Annotated in this window: 20 protein-coding genes, 1 tRNA gene and 1 pseudogene; 9 read left to right on the forward strand and 13 right to left on the reverse strand. The window is 37.5% G+C overall.

From position 1 onward, the window contains the following. The first annotated feature begins 7 nt into the window (after window positions 1-7). From fis to ruvC, 3 genes are all read left to right on the forward strand, one after another. A complete protein-coding gene (gene fis / locus BQ5209_RS01075) occupies window positions 8-304 on the forward strand; it encodes a DNA-binding transcriptional regulator Fis (RefSeq protein WP_034883623.1) in 297 nt (98 codons plus the stop codon). Window positions 305-489: 185 nt separating this feature from the next. Beyond that, the gene (locus tag BQ5209_RS01080) at window positions 490-1,233 is read left to right on the forward strand and encodes a YebC/PmpR family DNA-binding transcriptional regulator (protein ID WP_085246735.1); all 744 of its coding nucleotides are present in this window, start codon (window positions 490-492) and stop codon (window positions 1,231-1,233) included. Beyond that, window positions 1,233-1,721 carry a crossover junction endodeoxyribonuclease RuvC gene (gene ruvC, locus BQ5209_RS01085; RefSeq protein ID WP_085246736.1) on the forward strand — a complete coding sequence of 163 codons (489 nt, stop codon included), beginning with the start codon at window positions 1,233-1,235 and terminating at the stop codon, window positions 1,719-1,721. The genes BQ5209_RS01080 and ruvC overlap by 1 nt, the downstream gene beginning before the upstream one ends. Window positions 1,722-2,055: 334 nt before the next feature. On the opposite strand, the gene BQ5209_RS01090 is transcribed toward ruvC, so the two are convergent. The 5 genes and pseudogenes from BQ5209_RS01090 to BQ5209_RS01110 all read right to left on the reverse strand — a co-directional run bounded on the left by BQ5209_RS01090 (window position 2,056) and on the right by BQ5209_RS01110 (window position 8,734). Beyond that, complete coding sequence (locus BQ5209_RS01090) at window positions 2,056-3,804, reverse strand: acetyl/propionyl/methylcrotonyl-CoA carboxylase subunit alpha (RefSeq protein WP_085246737.1); 1,749 nt, start codon at window positions 3,802-3,804, stop codon at window positions 2,056-2,058. Beyond that, window positions 3,797-5,395 (reverse strand): 5-oxoprolinase subunit B/C family protein, encoded by a 1,599-nt coding sequence (locus BQ5209_RS01095; protein ID WP_085246738.1) that lies wholly within the window; start codon window positions 5,393-5,395, stop codon window positions 3,797-3,799. The genes BQ5209_RS01090 and BQ5209_RS01095 overlap by 8 nt, the downstream gene beginning before the upstream one ends. A 160-nt stretch (window positions 5,396-5,555) precedes the next feature. Further along, on the reverse strand, window positions 5,556-6,332 hold the full coding sequence (locus tag BQ5209_RS01100; RefSeq protein WP_085246803.1) for a LamB/YcsF family protein: 777 nt from the start codon (window positions 6,330-6,332) through the stop codon (window positions 5,556-5,558). Between the two features lie 13 nt (window positions 6,333-6,345). Then, window positions 6,346-7,581, reverse strand: a complete 1,236-nt coding sequence (locus BQ5209_RS01105) for an NRAMP family divalent metal transporter (protein ID WP_085246739.1) — start codon at window positions 7,579-7,581, stop codon at window positions 6,346-6,348. A gap of 272 nt (window positions 7,582-7,853) precedes the next feature. After that, window positions 7,854-8,734: pseudogene (locus BQ5209_RS01110) on the reverse strand (LysR family transcriptional regulator). Between the two features lie 111 nt (window positions 8,735-8,845). On the opposite strand from BQ5209_RS01110, the gene BQ5209_RS01115 reads away from it, so the two are divergent. From BQ5209_RS01115 to BQ5209_RS01125, 4 genes are all read left to right on the forward strand, one after another. Next, the gene (locus tag BQ5209_RS01115; protein WP_085246740.1) at window positions 8,846-9,178 is read left to right on the forward strand and encodes a Rossmann-fold NAD(P)-binding domain-containing protein; all 333 of its coding nucleotides are present in this window, start codon (window positions 8,846-8,848) and stop codon (window positions 9,176-9,178) included. A 37-nt stretch (window positions 9,179-9,215) separates the two neighbouring features. Continuing rightward, complete coding sequence (locus tag BQ5209_RS10575) at window positions 9,216-9,389, forward strand: hypothetical protein (protein WP_370737816.1); 174 nt, start codon at window positions 9,216-9,218, stop codon at window positions 9,387-9,389. Between the two features lie 21 nt (window positions 9,390-9,410). Continuing rightward, window positions 9,411-10,556, forward strand: coding sequence for an iron-containing alcohol dehydrogenase (locus BQ5209_RS01120; protein WP_085246741.1), 1,146 nt, complete (start codon window positions 9,411-9,413; stop codon window positions 10,554-10,556). Between the two features lie 89 nt (window positions 10,557-10,645). Next, the gene (locus BQ5209_RS01125) at window positions 10,646-11,488 is read left to right on the forward strand and encodes an aldo/keto reductase (protein WP_085246742.1); all 843 of its coding nucleotides are present in this window, start codon (window positions 10,646-10,648) and stop codon (window positions 11,486-11,488) included. 153 nt (window positions 11,489-11,641) lie between these two features. Here BQ5209_RS01125 and BQ5209_RS01130 read toward each other — a convergent pair whose 3' ends face one another. From BQ5209_RS01130 to BQ5209_RS10760, 3 genes are all read right to left on the reverse strand, one after another. Next, window positions 11,642-12,172, reverse strand: a complete 531-nt coding sequence (locus BQ5209_RS01130) for a TetR/AcrR family transcriptional regulator (RefSeq protein WP_167370289.1) — start codon at window positions 12,170-12,172, stop codon at window positions 11,642-11,644. 314 nt (window positions 12,173-12,486) lie between these two features. Then, a complete protein-coding gene (locus BQ5209_RS10755) occupies window positions 12,487-12,846 on the reverse strand; it encodes a hypothetical protein (protein ID WP_244168425.1) in 360 nt (119 codons plus the stop codon). 37 nt (window positions 12,847-12,883) lie between these two features. Continuing rightward, entirely contained in the window at window positions 12,884-13,084 is a 201-nt protein-coding gene (locus BQ5209_RS10760) for a glyceraldehyde 3-phosphate dehydrogenase NAD-binding domain-containing protein (protein ID WP_208609905.1), read from the reverse strand. A 203-nt stretch (window positions 13,085-13,287) separates the two neighbouring features. Between BQ5209_RS10760 and BQ5209_RS01140 the strand changes: the two genes are divergently transcribed. Beyond that, on the forward strand, window positions 13,288-14,496 hold the full coding sequence (locus BQ5209_RS01140) for an MFS transporter (protein WP_085246744.1): 1,209 nt from the start codon (window positions 13,288-13,290) through the stop codon (window positions 14,494-14,496). Window positions 14,497-15,166: 670 nt separating this feature from the next. On the opposite strand, the gene BQ5209_RS01145 is transcribed toward BQ5209_RS01140, so the two are convergent. From BQ5209_RS01145 to BQ5209_RS01160, 4 genes are all read right to left on the reverse strand, one after another. Further along, window positions 15,167-15,242, reverse strand: a tRNA-Gly gene (locus BQ5209_RS01145). A 71-nt stretch (window positions 15,243-15,313) separates the two neighbouring features. Continuing rightward, window positions 15,314-15,571 (reverse strand): DUF1145 domain-containing protein, encoded by a 258-nt coding sequence (locus tag BQ5209_RS01150; protein ID WP_085246745.1) that lies wholly within the window; start codon window positions 15,569-15,571, stop codon window positions 15,314-15,316. Further along, window positions 15,571-16,134, reverse strand: a complete 564-nt coding sequence (rsmD, locus tag BQ5209_RS01155; RefSeq protein WP_085246746.1) for a 16S rRNA (guanine(966)-N(2))-methyltransferase RsmD — start codon at window positions 16,132-16,134, stop codon at window positions 15,571-15,573. The genes BQ5209_RS01150 and rsmD overlap by 1 nt, the downstream gene beginning before the upstream one ends. 13 nt (window positions 16,135-16,147) lie before the next feature. Continuing rightward, a complete protein-coding gene (locus BQ5209_RS01160; protein ID WP_085246804.1) occupies window positions 16,148-18,679 on the reverse strand; it encodes a PBP1A family penicillin-binding protein in 2,532 nt (843 codons plus the stop codon). 257 nt (window positions 18,680-18,936) lie between these two features. Here BQ5209_RS01160 and BQ5209_RS10980 point away from each other — a divergent pair, with 257 nt between their 5' ends. Then, window positions 18,937-19,341 (forward strand): protein YgfX, encoded by a 405-nt coding sequence (locus tag BQ5209_RS10980; protein WP_085246747.1) that lies wholly within the window; start codon window positions 18,937-18,939, stop codon window positions 19,339-19,341. Between the two features lie 46 nt (window positions 19,342-19,387). Here the strand turns inward: BQ5209_RS10980 and tusA are convergent, their stop codons facing one another. Next, entirely contained in the window at window positions 19,388-19,624 is a 237-nt protein-coding gene (gene tusA, locus BQ5209_RS01170; RefSeq protein ID WP_085246748.1) for a sulfurtransferase TusA, read from the reverse strand. Window positions 19,625-19,627 lie beyond the last annotated feature (3 nt).

The raw sequence follows: 19,627 nt of genomic DNA on the forward strand, positions 1-19,627 counted from the left end.
GAATACTATGTCAGAACAACGCGTTACAGCTGCAGCACTTAAATTTACAACTGTAAATTCTCAAGACCAAATAACACAAAAGCCATTGCGAGATTCAGTAAAGCAAGCTTTAAAAAACTATTTATCGCAATTAAATGGTGAAGATCCTACTGATCTATATGAATTAGTGTTAGCTGAAGTTGAACATCCATTCCTTGATATGGTTATGCAATATACACGAGGCAATCAAACTCGAGCTGCCAATATGCTTGGTATTAACCGCGGTACACTTCGCAAAAAATTAAAACAGTATGGAATGAGTTAATCATCGATTATTTTACATTTTATAATATGACAAAAAAGCGCCTTCATTTAAGGCGCTTTTTTGCTGATAAATAAAAAATTTGATAGAATCAATCGGCGAAAATGAATAAACATATTGATAATGAATTTCAACTAAAAGTTTGCTAAAATACGACGAATTTTAAATTATATTATCTGGAGAATTTTATGGCAGGTCATAGTAAATGGGCCAATACGAAACACCGCAAAGCTGCTCAAGATGCAAAACGCGGTAAAATCTTTACCAAAATTATTCGTGAGCTAGTAACAGCAGCAAAATTAGGTGGTGGCGATCCAGCGTCAAATCCTAGATTACGTGCAGCAATGGATAAAGCGTTATCTAATAATATGACTCGCGATACCATGAATCGAGCTGTTGCTCGTGGTGTAGGGGGTGAAGATGATAGCAATATGGAAACGATCATTTATGAAGGCTATGGGCCTGCGGGTACTGCTGTCATGGTCGAATGTCTAAGTGATAATCGCAATCGTACTGTATCTGAAGTACGCCATGCATTTACTAAGACGGGTGGTAACTTAGGCACTGATGGTTCAGTTTCATATTTATTCACCAAAAAAGGGGTTATTTCGTACCCGATTGGCACTGATGAAGATCTAGTTATGGATGCTGCGCTTGAAGCAGGAGCGGATGATGTTGTGACTTATGATGATGGTGCAATTGATGTATTTACTACTCCCGAATCATTTGGCGAAGTAAAAGATGCGCTTGATGCAGCCGGTTTAGTTGCTGAAGCGGCTGAAGTATCAATGATTCCAGCGACTAAAGTCGATCTTGATATTGAATCAGCACCAAAATTACTACGCTTAATTGATATGCTTGAAGATTGTGATGATGTTCAAGAAGTTTATCATAATGGTGAAGTTTCTGACGAGGTTGCAGCTACTCTCTAATGGCCATTATTCTTGGTATCGATCCTGGTTCTCGTTTGACGGGTTACGGCGTAATCCATCAAACGGGGCGTCAGCTTACCTATCTGGGAAGTGGATGCATCCGTACTGCTGTTGATGATTTGCCTACCCGTTTAAAACGCGTATATGCTGGTGTCAGTGAGATTATTTTACAATTCCAACCTGATATGTTTGCTATTGAGCAAGTTTTTATGGCTCGTAATGCCGACTCGGCATTAAAGTTAGGTCAAGCAAGAGGAGCGGCAATCGTGGCAGCAGTCAATAATAATCTACCTGTTTTTGAATATGCTGCCCGTTTAGTTAAGCAAAGTATAGTCGGAACTGGCGCTGCTGATAAAAAACAAGTACAACACATGGTAAAACTATTATTAAAATTACCAGCTAGTCCACAGGCTGATGCTGCTGATGCTTTAGCCATTGCGATAACCCATGCTCATATAAGTCAACATTCCATACAATCCCATAAGTAAAATGACCAAATCGAACTTTCGTTATTTGGCGCGTATTAGTTTATTGGGGCTATTGACATTTCAACTAAAAGAAGCTTTACATCAATGTCTGTTATCATAATTTGTATAAAAAATAAAACACCTAGTTTCAAGCATCAAACAAATTTATAATAAACAAATACCCGAGATACTTTAGTAATAAATTTGATAAAAACTAGTCTTATCCTTTTGATACAATACTAGTTGTTAAAAATAAACTTCGTGTTTATTGGTATACGCCAAAATATTAGACAATATACTTATCCAAAATTTAGTTTCTCTTAGTTTATTCATTAAATTAATGCTATGTACATCGCTAACCAATTTCAGCAACAATATCGCCCGCATTAACATAATGCCCTTCTTGGAGTATTTGTTTTAAAACACCGTTTCGATGTGCAATAACTTGAACTTCCATTTTCATGGCTTCCATAATAGCAATAACATCGCCCGCGTTTACGCTTTGATTATCATTGATCACCCATTTAAAAACACTACCCGAAACAGGTGACTGGACAATCAATTCAGAGATTTCTTCTTTCACGCTGGAAGATGTATCTAAATTAGCTTCCGTTTGCAAGGATAACCCAGCAAAAAGTTGTGCAGGAAACCCCAGTTTACAACGTTTACCGTCAATCTCGATAAATGTGTGAGTCAGCGTTGCTTCTTTTTGTGGTATTTGCCTTTTGACAGGCATTATTGTTGCAGTCAATTCAGTTTCGATCCAACGCGTATGCACTTTAAAATCATCACAAAAATCTGGATGTTCAATAACCGCACGTGCGAATGGTAATACACTTGCCACCCCGTCAATCGAAAACTCAGCTAAAGCACGACGGGCCCTTGCAATGGTCTGTTCACGATTATTTCCAACAATAATCAGTTTTGCTATGAGTGAATCAAACATGGACGGAATAGCCGAACCAGCAAGTACCCCACTATCTAAACGTACTCCTGGCCCTGATGGCGCATCAAACCGGGTAATGGTACCAGCTACGGGTAAAAAGCCATTAGCTACATCCTCGGCATTAATACGAAACTCAATGGCGTGACCTCGTGGTTTAGGCATTTGGTTAATACTAAGCGGTAAACCTTGGGCAATGAGCAGTTGCTCGATAACAAGATCCATACCCGTTGTCTCTTCTGTAACTGGGTGTTCAACTTGCAATCTTGTGTTTACTTCAAGGAAGGATAACTTGCCATCCTGACTAAGCAAAAATTCAACTGTACCCACACCGACATAATTTGCTTTAGCACAAATATCAATCGAAGCTTCAATAATTTGTTGCTCTAATGGTTCGGTTAAAAACGGTGCGGGTGACTCTTCAATTAATTTTTGGTTACGACGTTGCAGTGAACAGTCACGAGTTCCAACCACAACAACATGACCTAATGTATCTGCAATGATTTGTGCTTCAATATGCCGAGGATTATGTAAAAATTGTTCTAAAAAACATTCACCACGACCAAAAGCGGTAGTCGCTTCACGTACAGCGGAATGATAAAGTTCTTCAACTTCTTCCATTTGCCAAGCCACCTTTAATCCCCGACCGCCACCACCAAATGCCGCTTTAATCGCTATCGGTAAACCATGAGCGTGCGCAAATTCAACGACTTCTTTAACATCTTGCACTGGTTGTTTAGTTCCAGCAACTAATGGGGCGCCAACTTGCAATGCAAGTTGTCTGGCTCTGACTTTATCGCCTAATATTTCGATCGTTTCTGGATTTGGTCCAATCCATATTAAACCAGCATTTTGCACTGCTTTAGCAAATTCAACACGTTCTGATAAAAACCCATAACCTGGGTGCACCATTGTAGCGCCTGACCTTTTGGCTATAGCAATGATTTTATCAATATCAAGATAAGTTTCACTTGGTAAGTTGCCTGATAATCCATAAGCGTCATCAGCCATTTGTACATGAAGTGCATCAATATCCGCATCAGCATAAATTGCAATAGACAAAAAGCCCATATCACGACAAGCACGTATAATACGTACTGCAATCTCGCCTCGGTTAGCGATCAATACTTTGTGCGTTATTTTTTGATTATTTTCAGACATGATCAATATCACTCCCTTCAAATTCTTTAAACATCCCTATAGGATTAAATTTTATTTTGGCATTGACAGGAATTTGACTGGCCAAATCTAAATGGTATGTACACACAGCCCCGATAACAGGATAGCCCCCTGTTAAAGGATGATCATTCAAAAATAGTACCGGCTGCCCATTCGCTGGAATTTGTATTGCTCCAATGCAGGTGCCTTCACTGGGTAATTCTTGCTCTTTGTCACGGCTTAAAGGCATGTCACCAGATAAACGTAAACCAATGCGATTAGATGCAGGTGTCACCTGCCATAGTTGAGAAGAAAGTAATTCTACTGCTTGCTTTGTAAACCAATCAGTACGTGGTCCAAGCACAATATCGAGTACAATAACATCATTACAAGTTGGATAGCGTATCATTGGTGTTTCAATTAACGACACCGCATTTAAGGTTGGAATATTCTTAATAGCTAGCGTTTGACCAATTTTAAGTGGTGAGGGTCCGACTTGGGCAAGTGTATCATAAGAGCAACTGGTTAAAACAGGTGATACTTGAAAACCACCACGCACAGTCAAATAACTGCGTACACCACATTTTGCGCTTCCCAAACTAATAATATCGCCTTTTTCCAATTGAATCGGTTGATACATGGCAACATTATACTTTTCGCCATCTGATGTTGTAATGTGTATATCACACTGAGCCCCTGTGACAGCAACCAACATACCACGGTTTACCTGCGCTTTAAAACCACCTTGCGTAATTTCTAATACGACTTCATTTATTGGATTGCCCACAATGCGGTTACCGCTATGTAATGCCCCCTTATCCATCGCTCCAGATTCAGAGATACCTAATGCCGCCTGACCAATGCGCCCTGCGTCTTGTAAAAGTGTTTGTAATCCTGTTGCTAATATTTTGATATCCTGTTGTTGATTGCTGTTGTTATCGTCTTTTTTAACGCTAGGCAAATGATACTTTTTAGTGGATTTGGTAGCATCAACAAAATTAACTCGGCTACCAGGTTTTAATAATGCAGGTTTATCGCGATTTAAATCCCATACAGCGATATCGGTTATACCAATAAGTTGCCAACCGCCAGGACTTGCTCGAGGATAAACACTACTAAACTCACCTGCTAAAGCAACTGAACCCGCTGGAATACGAACTCGTGGTGACTTGCGACGCGGTACATTAAACTGAGCATTTTTAGATACCATATAAGCAAAGCCAGGTGCAAAGCCACAAAAAGCCACTTGATATTCATTATTGGTGTGTCTTGCAATGACTTGAGCAACAGTTATACCTAGATATTCAGCCACTTGGGCTAAATCCTCGCCATTATAATGAACAGGTATTGTCACCAATTCACCAGATTGCATAACACTTGCTGAAATATCTAATTTAGCGATATGCTTAACAAGCGTATTAGCATTAGTCGCAATGGGATTATAACGAATCAATATAGTGCGCGCTGCGGGGATTATCTCTTCTATATGCCAATGCATAAATACACTTTGCAGTGCATTGGTAAGCGCCATTGTTTGCTCAAGTGTTGTTAATTCAACAATAAACGCATCAACATTAACGGGTAAAAATCGCATTAAGCACCTCTATATATGGTAAATATCCAATTCCTAACTATAACTATTTATAGCATTGTGTCATATCAGAGACTAACTTTATTGCCGGCTTAACAAATTCGTATCTAATCATAGTGCTATTTTTTCGTTAACTTAATTAAGTTTCCAAAACTTAACTAATCTAATGATTATTTACCTTAGCAAACGAGACAATATTAATGCCATTTTGTTGTAATTTTTCACGAACTTTTTGCGCCATTGCTAAAGCACCAGCGCTATCGCCGTGAACACAAATTGATCCTGCCTCAATACCGACAAACTGCCCGTCTATAGAAGTCACACCACCATCACTCACTAACTGTAGCATACGGTCTGCAACTAGATCGGGATCGTGCAACACAGCGCCGGCTTCTTTACGAGACACTAACGTACCATCGGCATGATATGCCCTATCAGCAAAAGCCTCAGCAACCACACGCAAGCCATTTTCTTTAGCCCACTCAATGAGCTTTGAGCCCGCAAGCGCAACTAAAATCAGTGTTGAATCAACCGAACAAAGTGCATCAATCACTGCCATTGCCTGACGCTTATCATGCGCAATTGTGTTATATAATGCACCATGAGGTTTAACATAACTCACCTTAGCGCCAATTGAAGCGGCTAACCCTTTGAGTGCACCAATTTGATAAATCACATCTGCGGTTAATTCATCGGCGGCTATATCCATATTACGACGGCCAAAACCAACTAAATCAGGATAACCGACATGAGCACCGACTTCGACATGATTAGCTTTGGCCGCTTTTAATGTCTTTAAAATACCCGCTGGCGATCCTGCATGGAATCCGCAAGCTATATTGGCACTGCTAACAACTTTTAGCATTGCCTCATCATTTCCCATCTGCCATTGACCAAAGCTCTCGCCAAGGTCACTGTTTAAATCAATACATTTAGCGATTGTCATATGTCCTCTATTTTAAATAGTTAAAAATAGTCGCCACCGACATAGCGCCCATATACCAAGTAATAGCGCACACAATCATACCTAATAACAATAGCCATCTTGGGTAATGATACCCAGACATAAGATCAGCACGTCGCCAACCAATATAGACAAAAATAGTTAAACCAAGCGGTAAAACTAAACCATTAAAACCACCCGCAAAAACTAATAATGATACAGGTGCGGTTCCCATAATTAAATAAATAGCTAGCGAAACAACAATAAAAACAATAGTGGCAAACTGGCGTTGCTTTTCTGTAATTGCCCGTTTAAAAGGGGTAATAAAAGTCATTGAAGTATAGGCAGCGCCAATAATACTGGTTATCGCAGCAGCCCATAAAATCAAACCAAAAATACGTAACCCCAATTCACCTAAAGCGGCCTGAAAGGCTTGTGATGCGGGATTGGCAGCATAGCTTGAAATGTCAATTGTCACACCACTTGCAACCACACCTAAAATGGCTAAAAATAAGATGTAACGCATCAAACCCACAACCATTATTCCTTTGGTTGCCGCGCCCGAAACATAATCGATATGCTGAGCACCAACCATACCTTTATCAAGTAATCGGTGAGCACCAGCGTAAGAGATATAACCACCAACCGTTCCACCAACAATAGTCGTAATAGAGGCAAAATCAATACTGCTTGGAAAAACCGTTTCCTTTAAAGCTTGCCCAACAGGTGGTTGAGAAGCAAATACCACAAACAAGGTCAAAATAATCATGAGCAAACCAAAAACAATCATTAAACGATCAATAAAATGACTGGCTTTACGGGATGAAAATATATAAACCGCTAAGAGTGCGCTAATTGCTCCCCCCCATTTAGGATCAAGCCCAACAAGTGCGTTTAAACCTAAACCAGCACCGGCTATATTACCAATATTAAATACCAACCCACCAAATATGATCAGCACCGCAAGTATATAACCACTAAATGGAATCGTCGCATTAGCAATATCTGAAGAATTCATTTTGGTTAACGCAACAATTCGCCAAATATTTTGCTGAACAACATAATCAATAATAATAGAGGCTAAAATACCAAACCCAAAAGCAGTACCAAGAGTGACGGTAAAAGTGGCTGTTTGGGTAATAAAGCCCGGACCAATTGCCGAAGTCGCCATTAAAAAAATGGCACTGATTAATGAGGCACGCCGATTTTTAACAAAAGTAACGCGACTACTGCGATGATTTTCCATATGAATGTTCCTCTTAAGTGCCTTTTCAATGCTCGACATCACTACGTTATTAGTGATTTCCACTATCTTTTATAGTAATGCAAGTATCATGCCATAGTGCAAAATTTTTGCTTAATTGAAGTTTTTATAACCGCTGCACCTATGCATAAAAAGCAATTAAAAATAATTAATTATGACAACTAACAATAAATAATTAACATTTAACAAGGCTAATTTGCACCAAAAGTGAACATTAGAAACTTAATCAAGTTTTAAATGTTCCATTGTTAGTATCAACACCTCAACGCATCAATGATCAATTTAAACACATTCGAATGACCTTTGCGACTTGGATAATAAAGATAAAAAGAATCATAGGTAATGGCAAATCGGGCAATAATTCAACTAATTCACCTGATGCTAATTCCTGCTCAACATCTGCTCGAGCAATCCAAGTAATACCTAAACAATCTAAAGCCGCTTGTTTACGTAAATGGTTATTAATTATAAATTGTGAATGAGGATGATATTTAATTGTCTTTCCTGCTTGTGTACATTCCCATGGTAATTCTGTACCATGTTGAGTAGATATTCGCATTCCAATTAAGCGATGCTTATCTAAATCTTTAATTTGTTCTGGTATTGATGTTCTTATTAAATATTTAAGGCTAGCAACTAAAGTCATTTTTAGCGGTGGCGATATTTTTACTGCAATCATCTCTTTAGCAAGATCGTCGCCTAACCGACATCCCATGTCAAAGCCTTGTTTAACAATATCAGCCCAGCTATTATCAGCTTGAATCTCAATTCTAATTAGAAGATAACGAGGCAAAAAATCGCGTAATTTAGGATAGATGATATGTTCTACCGCGATGCTGGGTGCATTAATCCTGATTGTCCCTGATGGCGTATTGGTAAAATGACTTAATGCATTAACTTCTTGATTGATTGAATCAAACAAAGGGGAAATTTTTCGATACAATTGCTCTCCCGCCTCGGTCAGCGACACATTACGGGTATTACGATTAAATAAGCGCAAATGCAATCTAGCTTCTAAATTTCGCATACTATGGCTAATCGCCGATGAACTAATTCCCAACAATTGCCCTGCTTTTACAAAACTGCTGGTCTGAGCCACAGTAATAAAGTAATTCAATTCATTAAGGTTATACATAATCGTATGCTATTAGTGAATTTAATTCACTACACTATAAAACAATCTCCCATTTATCTCAATAAAAGCTATCGTTAAAATAATGCCATACTTATCTAACGGGCAAATTAAATGAAAAATATATTAATACTTGGCGCTAGTGGAAGCTTAGCTAAAGTCGTTATTCCTGTTTTGTTACAAAATCATGAAATGAAGTTAGCTTTATTCGTTCGCCATTCACACAAATTAATATCATTAGCTAATGAAAGAGTGGCTACTATTCAGGGTGATGTTCTGGGCTTAGTCAACACGGCTGGCGTATCCCCTTCCCAAGCTTCTGCACCGCGAATATTTGAAGTCGATTTATACGGTAATGCGCTATTATTTGACACATTTAGTGGGATAATGCAAAAGGTAGTTCGGCTTTATTCATTGGTTCGCAATCTACACACCGTTAACCGATGAGGAACTCAATGGAGATCGTAAAGATTTTTACCGCAAAATGCTTAAAGAATTACCAGTTAGTCGTGGTGGTTCTCCAGATGAAGTTGCCAATCTTGCCGAACTCATTATGTCAGAAAAAGGAGCTTATATTACTGGTAGTGATTTATTAATTTATGGCGGTGCAACAGCAAAATTTTGGTCGGATATCGCGATTAATATTTATTTAACATAACGTTATATAAAGGAATAAATTATGTATGAATTTAGTTTTCAAAATCCAACTCGCATAGAATTTGGTATCGATAAAGAAAAAAACATAGGTCAATATATGAAAGAATTTGGCGCTAAAAAAGTGGTCATTATCTTTGGTAGTGACCGCATCAAAGAGTCTGGTTTATTTGATCTTGTAACCACAAACCTGAGTAAAAATGGCATTGAGTTTACAGAATGTGGCAAAATTAAGAGTAATCCTGTTTTAAGTAAAGTTCGAGAAGGAATTGAAATTGCTAAAAAATTTAGTGCTGACAGCGTACTTAGTATTGGAGGCGGCTCCTGCTTAGATAGCGCAAAAGCGATTGCCGCTGGTAGTCTGTACGAAGGGGATGTGTGGGACTTTTTTACCGGTACCGCAGTAACTAAAGCACTTAAGATATTCGATATAATGACCTTAGCTGCAACTGGCAGTGAAATGAATAATGGCAGTGTTGTCACAAACGAAGAAACTAAACAAAAATACCCAATTCATGGTTTTAGTCTATTTCCGAAAGTGTCAGTGATTAATCCTAAACTTCAAACCACAATCAGTCGTGATTATCTCGTGTATTCGGCAGCCGATATTATTGCCCACTCTATTGAAGGATACTTTACCGCGTCGGTACAACCCGAACTGATCAATTTACAAGTCGAAGCCAATATTAAAACCGTGATCCGCACTACCGAAATACTCTTACAAAATCCCAACAATTTAGATGCACGCGGTGAATTTGCTTGGGCGGCAACGCTAGCTTTAAATGGGTTAACCTATTTAGGTACAGCAGGGTTTAGCTATCCTAACCATATGATTGAACATGCCATGAGTGCCATTTATGATGTCCCTCACGGTGCTGGATTATCAGTCGTCATACCGGCATGGATGACATGGTATCAAGATCGCAATCCAAAACAGTTCCAACGTTTTGCTAAAGAGATTTTTGACTTATCAACAGCTGAACAAGGTATTGAAGCATTAAGAGCATGGTTTAACAAAATAGGTACACCAACCACACTCAGGCAGCTCAATATTGACGAACATAATCTAGAACTTATCATAGATAATGCCACGCAAAATGCTATTGATTGGCAAATGCATGACATTTATAACCATCAAGTGATTGCCACTATTTTAAATTTAGCCAAATAATGGCATTTAGATTGAAAAATCATTCATCTTAAACTGATATTAATATTCATGATACATAAATGGTTATTGACTAAAAAAAGAGAGACAGCATGCAACATATCACATTAAACAATGGCATTAAAATGCCAATTCTTGGTTATGGCGTATATCAAATAAATTCCGAAGAGTGTGAACAATGTGTCTTAGATGCAATTAGTGTTGGTTATCGTGCGATTGATACTGCACAAGCTTATGGCAATGAAAAACAGGTTGGCAATGCCATACAAAAATGTGGAATTTCCCGTCAAGAACTATTTATTACCACCAAAATATGGATTACCAACGCAGGCTATGAAAAAGCCAAACAATCGATCGAAGAATCATTACGCAAATTAAAGACAGATTATATTGATTTGCTATTAATCCATCAGCCATTTAATGATTACTATGGAACTTATCGCGCAATGGAAGAAGCTTATGAACAAGGCAAGGCTAAAGCCATTGGCGTTAGCAATTTTTACCCCGATCGCCTGATTGATTTAGAACATTTTGTTCGTATAAAACCAGCGGCTAATCAAATTGAAACGCATATATTTCAACAGCAAAAATTAGCACGTGAAGTGATACAAAAGCTAAACACACAGATAATATCATGGGGACCATTTGCCGAAGGGAAAAATAACTTCTTTCAAAACCCAGTACTTATTGAAATCGGTAAAAAACATCAAAAATCGGTCACACAAGTTGCACTGCGTTTTCTGATTCAAAATGGTATTGTTGTCATTCCAAAATCCACCCAAAAAGCTAGGATGAAAGAAAATTTTGATGTATTTAACTTTACCCTTTCAGAGCAAGAAATGGCGCGTATTGCTACTTTAGATACTGGTCATAGCTTATTCTTCTCACATCAAGATCCCAAAACGGTGGAATGGTTTATGTCTATTTTGAAATAGTAGTAAGATAATTAAATAATAAAATGATTTACATTATTGCACCATGCGTGATGGTTTAACTCATCTATCGCTTGCTTTGAACATAATCTTATATATTTCGTAGGTACTCTAAAATTTACCTACATAGTTCAACGCAAATTTAACACAAATAAACTATGATTTTGGCGTAAATATTTTCAATAGGGAATTAATTGTCAGACGAAAATATGAATCATCTTGCAAACCCTTTGCGGAAATATAAGCGCCTTGCAAAGTGGATAGGATAAGTGTTACCGCCTCTAAAGGCGCAAGAGTATTAGCAATACTACCATCAGAAATACCCATTCTGATAAGGCTTTCTAACGTTTGTTTCATTGCCTCAAATCCGCGAGTAACCTCTGCGGCTAAATTGGGCTTTTCCATAATAGAACGATCCCGCGCCATTTGCCCCACTAAACAACCTCTATCTATATTACGAGGTTTTAATAGCAGATCTGCAAGTTTATTATAGGCATTTTTATCGGTATTTAGCACTGCATTATTAATGCTTATTAATTGTTCTACATTATAGATTATGGCATGTAAAGCTAAATCTTCTTTACCATCGAAGTGATGATAAAGGCTACCTTGCCCAACATCTGAGCATTCTAAAATGTCCTTAGGACTAGTATTCGCTAGGCCTTTTTCTAATAAGAGATCTGCCATTGCTAGAATTAGCTTTTCTCTGGAATTTTGTTTCGCGTTTTTTTCGTTATTCATTGTATTATAAGTGAACACATCATCAGCTGATGGTATGCTTCGTTAACCAATTATCTAATTTGGATAATTGTATCCACTAAACGGTTCGAAAATCCCCATTCATCGTAGTACCAACTGACATGTTTGAGTAAGTTATCATCAATCACCTTAGTTAGCTTAGAATCAAAATAGAAGAGGCTGGATTGTGAATCATATCAGATGAAATAGCTTTATCCATTTTTTTTCGAGCTAGTGATTTCTTTGATAGTATCATTTACTAATTATACTGTCACTTTTTTATCTAGATTTAACGTAAGGTCTATCATTGACCTGCAATTACAAGGACACGTACTGATTCCCCCCAATAATTTGCCTTTTAATTCAGGAGTCATAAAACCTGATTTAATTCCAAAATTCTCATGCAACACTTTAACCAAAGGCGCTAAACAATTTTTAGTACATGAAGCATTAGAAATAATGTGGTGTCCATCTTTGTTATACAAGTAGTCATTAACGCTTTGTACAAGGGTTAAATCAACATTTTTTGCAGGTGTAGAAATAAGTTCTTTCTTATCGTTGGCTTCAAGATGAGCTTGTGCTTTTTTACCATCATTAAACACGCCTATTGATTCTAGTACCACATCAACTTGGTGTTTTTCCCAGAATAAATTCTCTGGATTAGATTCTTGATAGACTGCAATCTTTTATTACATCAATACTTTTAGCAAAACGGCTAAAATCTGTGTCAGATTTTAAAATATGAGCGAGTTGCTCAATTGAACCCAGATCATTAATCGCAAAAATTTTGATATCGTGTAAACAATCCTGTAATGCGCGTACAAAACTACGCCCAAAACCATTAATTGCTACATTAGTCATTATTGTCTCCAATAAAATTAATAAAACTTAAAAACATACCAATTAGTATTTTAATATAAAAGTAAACCGTTTACTAACTGAAATCAAAACAATTAATATCTATATATAAAAATTAAATTTATTTAAATTTACTTATATAAAAAACATGATACCATAAAACAGAAACATACTACTTGGTATGTAATTAGAATAAGGGGAAAAAAATGGATAAAAAAAATAATTATCGTTGGTTTGTACTTGCAATTGGCGTTCTAGCACAAGCAACATTTGCCATGGGTTTTGCTGGCATTCCTATCACCGGAATTTTAATGCGAGATGCCTATCATTTTTCATTATACGAGCTTAGTTTTGTTTTAGGTTCGATGGGATTAGGCGTTGCGGCTTCAGAAATACTTTGGGGGCTACTCACCGATAAACTAGGTGACAAAAAAGTTCTAATTCTCGGCTTATGGTCATCAGCGATAGTATATGCTTTAATCGCCATATCACTTACACCAGAGGCTTCACCTGGAGGTGTCAAGTATATACACTTGGGCGCAGCCCTAGCAATAACAGGGGCTTTCAGCGGTAGTATTAACTCATCATCAGGCAGAACAGTCATGTCATGGTTTGATGATAGTGAACGTGGATTTGCCATGAGTGTTCGCCAAACTGCAATCCCGGTTGGCGGAGCGATTGGTACAGGACTACTACCTTGGTTGACCTATTCATATGGTTTTGAACTGATGTTTACCGTGTTAGCCATCGCAGGCTTGAGCGTTGGTCTTGTGGTTGTGTTGTTTATCAACGCTAAACATGCCGAATCAAAATATGTATCCAAATCAATGCTTACTATTCCCTCACCTCCCTCACCGCTGAAAAGTATTGAAGTCTGGAGAGTAGTTATGGCCGCGGGGTTTCTAACGGTACCTCAAATGGCAGTACTTACGTTTGGCGGTATCTATATGCGCGATATCCTACATATAGGTTTAACATCAATCTCTGTTATTCTCATTAGTGTGCAGATTGGCGGCGGAATACTCAGAATTTGGTCAGGCTACTATACAGACAGAAAAAAGAATCGTATCCCCTTATTAAAATACTACGCCATACTTGGCGGAATAGCCTCCTTGATGCTCTGTTTAATGGTAAATAATACATATATGGGGATTGTATTTGTTGTGCTAACTGGTTTATTTGGTCATGCATGGCATGGTATTGCTTATACTGAGGTAGCAGTAAAAGCAGGTATTGAACGCGCAGGGACAGCCTTGGGTATGGTTGGTACTACCGTATTTATCACTTCGTTTCTAACCCCTATTATCATTGCTGGTATCGCCCATGGCTATGGGTGGAGTGCTGTGTGGTGCGCTGTAGCTATACTGACATTTATGACATTATTATGTTTTGTTTCATTCTCAAAAAAGAAATAAATCTTTAGCTTCTATTAATGAAATGAATGAAGGCTAAAGTTGTAACTATCCCCCTAAAATAGTACAGCAAAAAAAGTAGAAAATTCTCCATGATAAAAGTAAAAGAGGATTGAAACATGAAAACAGGCAGCATAATTTTCTACGTTAGTTGTGTGTACTAAAAATGGGGTATTTACACTCTGAACCGATAGTTCGTTACGTTTTTCGATTCTCTTTTAAATCAATAATAAACCCGCTCTTGTAACATCACGCAGGTATTTGTCTTTTAAGATGGGAAAAAATCATTATCAAAGGCTCGTCTAATTTGAACTTCAGTACTGTCGCGACCCTTATTCTTTTTTCATTTGAGGATTTAGCATTCAATTTTTTTTAATTTAAACTCAAGCCATTTTAAAGCAAACTTCGTAAACATTGTTGAATGTTTCCACTATTTCCTTCTTGGGTTCTACAGTGTCGTGCTTTGATAAACGAGGCTCTAAACCTCCTGCTAATTTTGCTTGAACCACTTCAATAAAAGCTACAAGCCTGTTTTAAATCTATTTCAGGGTAGCTGCTGAATGGCATACGGGTTTGTTTTCTCTTCCAAGAAAATCATAATAACCAATAATTGGTTTAACGTCTTTAAAATAAATGATTTGTGGACTCTAATGAACTTCTGTGAAAGTAAATTTGGAGCGGGAAACGAGGTTCGAACTCGCGACCCCGACCTTGGCAAGGTCGTGCTCTACCAACTGAGCTATTCCCGCTTATTGAGGTACTTCGAAAGAAGTGGTGAGCATTATACAAAAATTTTTGTATCTCGCAACTATTTTTATTATTATTTTTTATCTTTCCAACTAAGTGATTCAAAAACGCCAAATAAGAACAGGCGTAGTACTTTGAATTTGTCTTGTTGCTTTTCTTGCTTGGTCATAGTTGAGTGTAACATCCATGCTTGTAAACCATGAGTTACCACAAAGGCAATTAAGCCGATATTAGTCACCACATTGGCAGGTCGCGGATAAGGATGAATAAGGTTAAATACTAAAAACAACCATACCAATGCATACAATACTTTTCCTATAAATATGAACATTAATTACCTTCTCGTATAAATAGATAACTGTGAACTTGTCCGGCAGTTTTTTCGCGATGTAAATGCCAGTTAGATGGAATATAAGCAGTTAGATCATGATCTATTTCTGTTTCAATATAAATATAAGCTGACGGCTTTAGCCAGTTATTATTCTCAAGCTCGCTAACCGTTTTTGCCACCAGTGCTTGATGAAATGGTGGATCGATAAATACAATATCAAACTGTTTTACAGCAGGCTTGTTTAGCCACTGTAAAGTATCAATATGATAAATGTCGATTATGTCGCTAGCAATAAGCTGTTTATTTTTGTTAAGTAGTTGCGCAACTTGTTTATCTTTTTCAAGCAAGGTAACACTCCTTGCTCCTCGTGATGCGGCTTCAAAGCCTAATGATCCGCTACCAGAAAAACAGTCCAAACAACTACTATCGTGTATAACAGGCATTAACCAGTTGTATAGCGTTTCTTTGATACGATCTGTGGTTGGTCGCAATCCTTGCTTGTCAAGTACAGACAATTTACGTCCACGCCATTTTCCGCCAATAATTCTTATTGAACCATTCATTTTAAATCCTTTGTTAGAATAGCTCAGAAGTATTACCTTCTGAATCTGTTACTCTCGTGCCAACTTCTTGGGTTGCATAAGTCGTTGGTTCGGTACCTTTTATAAAGTACTCTGACATAGTTCTAGAGCCAGGTTGAGGTAATAATCCTGTTTTTTGATCGATAGTGACAGAAATTACATTTTGTGGTTTTACATCTTCTACTACCGGCACATCTTTTAAAGCAACTTTCATATAATCAACCCACACTGGGTTTGCAGTTACAGCTCCTGCTTCGGCTCGGACAGTTCGACCTAAGTCACGGCGGTGATCGTCAAATCCCATCCAAACGGTCGTGACAATGTTGCCACCAAATCCAGAAAACCAAACATCTTTAGATGAGTTAGTTGTCCCTGTTTTACCTCCGACATCTTTTCTACCCAATACTTTTGCTCGCCATGCAGTACCCTGCCAATCTGAGCCACCAAATACGATAGATCGAAGACCATCTTTCATAATAAATGCAATACCACTATTTACCGTATGTGGTGCGTATTTTGGTGTGACATCAGTGACTTTATTAGCAGTGTCGATATTAGGTAAGACTAAATTATCATCTACTCTTAAGTTTGCTTGTTCAGGCTCTTCATTACCCGTTTCATTTAATTCATTTTCAACATTAGCAAGAGATACTGGTATTGATTCAACCATAGCGTCATTATCAGCACAATTGTGACACGCAATCAAAGGTTGATGCTGATAAATAACCCCTTTACCATTATTGTCCTCAATTTTTTCAATCAAATATGGAGAAATTAAATAACCACCATTGGTAATGACTGCGTAGGCTCTTGCCACTTGCAATGGCGTAAACGAAGCGGAGCCTAAAGCTAACGATTCGTTATGTGAAATATTTTCTTTAGGAAACCCAAAACGTTCTAAATACTCTGCCGCATAATCTATACCAACTGCACGCAAAGCCCTTACCATCATAACATTTTTAGACATTCCCAGCCCTATTCTTAAACGTAATGGCCCTGCATAGATAGGTGGTGAGTTTTTTGGTCGCCATGTTGCACTACCTGCAGAACGGACAATAGGTGCATCATTAAGCAGAGTTGCCATCGTTAAGCCTTGCTCTAAAGTGGCGGTGTAAATAAATGGCTTAATGTTAGATCCTAACTGTCGAAGTGCCTGAGTTGCTCGATTAAACTTACTCAAATTAAAATCATAACCGCCCACAATCGCTTTGATTGCCCCATTGTCTGAATCAAGTGATACAAGTGCAGCATTTACCGCTGGAATTTGCGCTAATTCCCAATCTGTATCTGACTTTTTCACCCAAATTAGTTGCCCTGATTTGAGGGTATCAGATACTTTTTTTGGGTAAGCACCTTGTCTTGTATCACTAATAAATGGACGAGCCCATTTCATGTTTTGATAGTCAATGGTAATATTACTTTTATCAGATAATACCGCTGTAGCTTCTTTATCTGAAGATGTCATAACTACAGCTGGGCACATGCCGCTATAGCATATATATTTACTAAGGGTCTGCTGGATCTGTTCAAAATTCCACGGCATTTCATTCGCTTGCCATAATACTTTTTCAGCACCACGATAACCATGCCTAATATCATAATCAATAATATGCTTTTGCACAGCTTCTTTAGCTGCTATTTGATCTGTTTTCGAAATAGTAGTATAGACTTTATAACCATCTGTATAGGCATTTTCTCCAAATTTATCAAACATAAATTGACGTGCCATCTCTGCAACATAAGGAGCTGAAAATTCAATTTGTGGTGCATGATAACTTGTTCCAAGTGCTTTAATAATTGCAGCATTATATTCAGCTTGAGTAATGTAGGATTGATCTAACATACGTCCTAATACCCAATTACGTCTAATTAATGCGCGATCTGGATGAGTAATTGGGTTGAAGGCGGATGGTGCATTTGGTAAACCAGCTAATAAAGCCGCTTCATCAACCGTTAACTGTTCAGGGGTTTTACCAAAAAAAGTATAAGATGCTGCTGCAACGCCATATGCTCGAGAGCCGAAGTTAATCATATTAAGGTACAGTGCCATAATTTCTTCTTTAGATAGCTCTTTTTCCATTCGGATAGCCAAAATCATTTCTTTGACTTTACGTGTGATGCTTTTTTCGGGTGTTAAAAAAAAGTTCTTAGCAACTTGTTGAGTGATGGTACTACCACCTTGAGAAAATCCTTTCTGTTTTAAACCAATATACATCGCTCGAACAATACCAATTGGGTCGATGCCGAAATGTTCATGAAAACGGGCATCCTCAGTTGCAATAACTGCGTTAACAACCATTGGTGGCATTTCGTTATATTTTAGTGGTGTTCTACGCCGTTCACCAAAAATAGCAATTAACTCACCATCTTTACTTAATACTTGCATTGGTGTTTGTAATCTAACATCTTTTAATGTAGCAACATCGGGTAGATCTTTTGAATAATAAGCATAACCTGCAATACCAATAGCTAAAGCACTAAGAAATAAACCGATGAATAATTTTAGAATAAATTTTAACACTCTAATTAATATCACAAATTCTTCCTATCTAAATTTTTAAGGCAAAAATAATGGCATCAGAGTTATCTCTGCGCCACATTTAGTAAACCAGTGTTTAGGTAAAGATCTTCACATTGACATAAAAGGAAAATGCTAACGATTGATCTCTCATCCATTAAAATATACTGTAATTGTGTGCATTATCTCCCATCTTTATCCTTATTTTAAGCAATTTTTAACAAATTCATGAAATAATTCCATTTTAACTAAGTAGAGTAAGCATTATGTGGAGCATAAAACTTAGAATATCAAAGTTGCAATTACTAATTTCAACCTTTTTTTATTTAATATTAATGGTACTTTGTTTAATTATGTTTGCTGACACCACCCTAAATAGTTATACCTTTGTTATTATCTTATTATTAATAATACAATGGTGGCGCAGTTTGTGTTATTTCAAAACCATTAAAGACGAGTTTGCGTTATTTCACTGTATCAATCAAATATATTGGCACAAACAACGTTGGTACTTAATGCATAAGCCATTAATATTTCGTTATGTAGTTATGTTGAATTTAAAATCCCGACACGATGGCAAACATTGTACGCTTTTGTTAATGGTTGATAGTTTTCAACCTAATGATTGGCGAACATTACGTTTTTACTTAAAGCAAATTGAATTAATTTAATATACACACCCTCTTTCTTGAAATTGCTTGTAAAAAAGTTGTTAGACTAATGGGATTTTTTAATCCAATACTGATAGGGTTGGGATTCTATTTGCGACGACAGTAATTCGTGATCCATATGGCGACAAAAGCTAGGAACATCACGAGTAGTTGCAAAATCATCAGCGATTACATAAAGAATTTGCCCGATAGCTAGTTCTCTGATCGTTTTTCTGATCAACATAATAGGTTCGGGGCAACGCAATCCAAGCGTATTGAGTTCTTTGTCGATAGTTATGTTCATTTT

Origin of the sequence: Gilliamella mensalis (assembly GCF_900103085.1) — a bacterium.
In the GTDB taxonomy this organism is placed as follows: domain Bacteria; phylum Pseudomonadota; class Gammaproteobacteria; order Enterobacterales; family Orbaceae; genus Gilliamella; species Gilliamella mensalis.